Source organism: Streptomyces otsuchiensis (assembly GCF_004305975.1).
Taxonomy (GTDB): Bacteria; Actinomycetota; Actinomycetes; order Streptomycetales; family Streptomycetaceae; genus Streptomyces; species Streptomyces otsuchiensis.
Genome location: NZ_BHZI01000374.1, coordinates 1 through 4,531 on the forward strand (window position 1 = coordinate 1; position 4,531 = coordinate 4,531).

Genomic DNA, 4,531 nt, shown 5'->3' on the forward strand with positions numbered 1-4,531 from the left:
CCTCCCCGGGGCGCCCACCGGGGACACCCCCACCTCCGACCCACCCGCCACCGGAACCCCGGGAGGCACATCGTGAGCCAGACCCTGGACCGCGCCCTGCGCATCCTGCCGCTGCTCGCCGGCGGCCCGGCCAGCCTGGAGCAGACGGCCCGCCACATCGACGCGCACAAGTCGACCGCGCTGCGGCTGCTGCGCACCCTGCACGAGCACGGCATGGTCTACCGCCAGCCCGACCAGCGCTACCGGCTCGGTTCCCAGCTCTTCGCCCTCGCCCAGGAGGCGGTGGAGCAGCTGGACGTCCGGGAGATCGCGCAGCCCCATCTGCTGCGGCTCAACGAACTGACCGGCCACACCGTCCATCTGGCGATCCGCGAGGACGACCAGGTCGTCTACATCGACAAGGTGGAGAGCCGGTACCCGGTCCGGATGTACTCCCGGATCGGCCGCCCGGTGGCGATCACCGTCGCGGCGGTGGCCAAGGTGCTGCTGGCGGACCTGCCGGTCGCGGAGCAACGGGCGGTGGCCCGGCGGCTCACCTACCCGCGCTATACCTCCCGCTCGGTGACCGGCCCCTCGGCGCTGCTGGCGGAGCTGGCGACCGCGCGGGAGAAGGGCTGGGCGACCGACTTCGGCGGCCACGAGGAGTCGATCAACTGCCTGGCCGCGCCGGTGCACGGCCACGACGGCCGGGTCGTCGCGGCGCTCTCCGTCTCCGCGCCGGGCGTCCTCGCCGACGAGCGGGCGGTGCTGGCCCTGCTCCCGGAGGTGCGTGCCACCGCCCGGGCCGTCACCGACGACTACGCGGGCCGCGTCCCGCCGGCCGCGGCCGGACGGGCACCCGCCACGCCGACGAAGGCCCACACCGCCGCCCATATGTCCGCGCCCGACGCGCCCGGCGAGGGCGCCACCCCAGAGACCTCCGCATCACCCACCAGGAAAGGCGACACCGCATGAGCGACCAGACCCCCGCTACCCCGTCCACCGCCAAGACCGCTGTCACCCCGCCGCGGCAGACCACGCCCCCGGCCCGTTTCTCGCACGGCGTCCGCAAGGGCGGGCTGCTCCAGGTCGCCGGCCAGGTCGGCTTCGGCCCGGCCGAGCCCGGACAGTCGCCGTCCCCAGTCGGCCCCGGCCTGCGTGAGCAGACCTGGCAGACGCTGGAGAACGTGCGTGCCGTGCTGGAGGAGGGTGGCGCGAGCTGGGAGGACGCGATCATGGTCCGCGTCTACCTCACCGACACCGAGCACTTCGCCGAGTTCAACGCCATCTACGACGAGTACTTCGCCGGTCTGACCGGGCCGCCCGCCGCCCGCACCACGGTCTACGTCGGTCTGCCCGCCGGCCTGATCGTGGAGATCGACGCCCTCGCCGTCCTGTGACGCGCGCCCCCGGGGCGGTGCCCCGCCCCGCCCCGGGCGCCGCCGCGCCCTCGTTCCGCGGCGTGCTGCGCGGCGCCACCGTGGTCGACGGCTCCGGCGCGCCGCGCCGCCGCGCGGATGTCGCCGTGGCCGACGGCCGGATCACCGCCGTCGGCGGGGACGCGGCGAGGGCGGGCGGGAGCGTGCTGGACGCCGAGGGGCTGGTGCTGGCCCCCGGCTTCATCGACATGCACGCCCACAGCGATCTCGCGCTGCTGCGCGACCCGGACCACTCCGCCAAGCTCGCCCAGGGCGTCACGCTGGAGGTGCTGGGCCAGGACGGTCTCTCCTACGCCCCGGCCGACCCGGCCACCCGCGACCTCGTGCGCGAGGCGGTGGCGGGCTGGAACGGCGACGGCTCGGACATCGACTTCGACTGGCACGACGTGGCCGGTTACCTCGACCGGCTGGACCGCGGGATCGCCGTCAACGCGGCCTATCTGGTGCCGCAGGGCACCGTGCGGGCCATGGTCTGCGGCTGGGAGGACCGTCCGGCGACCGACGCCGAGCTGACGCGGATGCGCGCGCTGGTGGCGGAGGGGCTGACGCAGGGGGCGGTCGGCATGTCCTCGGGTCTGACCTACAGCCCCGGCATGTACGCCTCCACCGCCGAGCTGACCGCGCTGTGCGAGGTGGTGGCGGCGCACGGCGGCTACTACTGCCCGCACCACCGCTCCTACGGCGCCGGGGCGCTGGACGCCTACCGCGAGATGGTGGCGGTCGCCCGGGACTCCGGCTGCGCGCTCCATCTGGCGCACGCCACCATGAACTTCCCGGTCAACGCCGGCCGCGCCCCGGAGCTGCTGACGCTGCTGGACGAGGCGATCGCCTCGGGGACCGATCTCACCCTGGACACCTATCCCTACCTGCCCGGCTCCACCACGCTCGCCGCGCTGCTCCCCGGCTGGGCGCACGCGGGCGGCACCGGGGCGCTGCTGCGGCGGCTGGCCGACGACGGGGAGGCGGAGCGGGTGCGCGCCGCTCTGGAGGTCACCGGTTCCGACGGCTGCCACGGGGTGCCCGTGGACTGGTCCACCATCGAGATCTCCGGGGTGCGCGACCCGGCGCTCGCGGCCCGCTGGGTCGGGCGGCGGCTGCGGGGCTTCGGCGAGGCCCGGGAGCTGCTGCTCGCGGACCGGGCGGGTTCCACCATCCTCCAGCACGTCGGCGACGAGGAGAACGTCCGGGCGATCATGCGCCACCCGGCGCACACCGGTGGCAGTGACGGCATCCTGTGGGGCGACCGTCCGCACCCGCGCGCCTACGGCACTTTTCCGCGTTATCTGGGCCACTACACGCGGGAGCTGGGGGTGCTGACCCTGGAGGAGTGCGTGGCCCGGCTGACGGGCCGCCCGGCACGGCGGCTGCGGCTGGCCGACCGGGGCCTGGTCCGGCCCGGCTACCGCGCCGACCTGGTGCTCTTCGACCCCGGCACCGTCGCGGCGGCCGCCACCTTCGAGGCACCGCGGACGCTCGCGGTGGGGGTGCGAGAGGTGCTGGTCGACGGCCGGTTCGCGGTGCGCGACGGGCGCCGCACCGACGCGCTCGCGGGGCGGGCGGTACGCTCCCGCCCCGCGCCGGAACGTGCCTGATCAGCCCCTGACCACGCCCGACCACGCCCGGCCACGCCCCAACACGCCGGACCACCCCGGACGGCTCTCCCGGCCGTCACCCCCGGGTGCCTCCCCCTTCGTCCGAGTGGCGAGAAACACCGGGCGCCCGGCCCCGCGCGGTCGTATCGTGACCGCTATGCAGGTGATTCAGTCAACCAAGTTGTCCAACGTCTGCTACGAGATCCGTGGCCCGGTCCTGGAGGAGGCGCAGCGACTGGAGGCGGCGGGGCAGCGCATCCTCAAGCTGAACACCGGGAACCCGGCGGCGTTCGGTTTCGAGTGCCCGCCGGAGATCCTGGAGGACATCCTGCGCAACGTCTCCGAGGCCCACGGCTACGGGGACGCCAAGGGGCTGCTGTCGGCCCGGCGGGCGGTGCAGCAGCACTACCAGACCAAGGACATCATGCTCTCGGTCGAGGACATCTACCTCGGCAACGGGGTCTCCGAGCTGATCCAGATGTCCATGCAGGCGCTGCTCGACGACGGCGACGAGGTGCTCGTCCCCGCGCCGGACTACCCGCTGTGGACGGCGTCGGTGTCGTTGGCCGGCGGCACCGCGGTGCACTACCGCTGCGACGAGCAGTCGGAGTGGATGCCGGACCTCGCCGACATCGAGCGGAAGATCACGGACCGGACCAAGGCCATCGTGATCATCAACCCGAACAACCCGACCGGCGCGGTCTACAGCGAGGAGATGCTGCGGTCCCTGACCGACATCGCCCGCCGGCACCGCCTGGTGGTCTGCTCGGACGAGATCTACGACCGCATCCTCTACGACGACACCGTCCACCACTCGACGGCCGCCGTGGCGCCCGACCTGCTGACGCTGACCTTCAACGGCCTGTCCAAGAACTACCGGGTGGCGGGCTTCCGCTGCGGCTGGATGGCGGTGTGCGGGCCGAAGGAGCACGCCACCAGCTACATCGAGGGGCTGACGATCCTCGCCAACATGCGGCTGTGCGCCAACATGCCGGCCCAGCACACGGTCGCCGCCGCGCTCTTCGGCCGGCAGTCGATCGAGCAGCTGGTCCTGCCGAACGGCCGGATGCGCGAGCAGCGGGACATCACCCACGAGATGCTGACGCAGATCCCGGGCATCAGCTGCGTGAAGCCCAAGGGCGCGCTGTACGCGTTCCCCCGGCTCGACCCGCAGGTCTACAAGATCAAGGACGACCGCCAGATGGTCCTCGACCTGCTGCGCGCCGAACAGATCATGATCGTGCACGGCACCGGCTTCAACTGGCCGGAGCCGGACCACTTCCGCATCGTCACGCTGCCGCCGCCCGAGCAGCTGGCGGACGCCATCACCCGCATCGGCAAGTTCCTGGACGGCTACGCCCAGTACTGACGCGCCCAGCACCGACAGGCCCATTACCGACACGCCCAGTACCGACGCGCCCAGTACCGACGCGTCCGAAGTGACGCGTCCGGGCTTCCGCAAGGCGGACGCCGAAGGCCCCGCACGCCGTTGTGCGGGGCCTTCGGCGTCCGCCTTGCGGA

At 73.3% G+C, this 4,531-nt stretch carries 4 protein-coding genes; all 4 read left to right on the plus strand.

What is annotated here, in order from left to right:
- Positions 1 to 72 precede the first annotated feature (72 nt).
- Positions 73 to 954, plus strand: coding sequence for an IclR family transcriptional regulator (locus E0D90_RS23800; protein ID WP_130800037.1), 882 nt, complete (start codon positions 73 to 75; stop codon positions 952 to 954).
- The gene (locus E0D90_RS23805) at positions 951 to 1,379 is read left to right on the plus strand and encodes a RidA family protein (RefSeq protein WP_103502464.1); all 429 of its coding nucleotides are present in this window, start codon (positions 951 to 953) and stop codon (positions 1,377 to 1,379) included. The genes E0D90_RS23800 and E0D90_RS23805 overlap by 4 nt, the downstream gene beginning before the upstream one ends.
- A gap of 17 nt (positions 1,380 to 1,396) precedes the next feature.
- On the plus strand, positions 1,397 to 3,010 hold the full coding sequence (locus E0D90_RS23810) for an N-acyl-D-amino-acid deacylase family protein (RefSeq protein ID WP_227870448.1): 1,614 nt from the start codon (positions 1,397 to 1,399) through the stop codon (positions 3,008 to 3,010).
- Between the two features lie 157 nt (positions 3,011 to 3,167).
- Entirely contained in the window at positions 3,168 to 4,379 is a 1,212-nt protein-coding gene (locus E0D90_RS23815; protein ID WP_103502463.1) for a pyridoxal phosphate-dependent aminotransferase, read from the plus strand.
- Positions 4,380 to 4,531: the final 152 nt, after the last annotated feature.

What these genes read in the sequence shown, in the direction of transcription:
- E0D90_RS23805 (WP_103502464.1), top strand. Translation starts at nt 951, where the DNA reads ATGAGCGACCAGACCCCCGCTACCCCGTCCACCGCCAAGACCGCTGTC.
- E0D90_RS23815 (WP_103502463.1), top strand. Translation starts at nt 3,168, where the DNA reads ATGCAGGTGATTCAGTCAACCAAGTTGTCCAACGTCTGCTACGAGATC.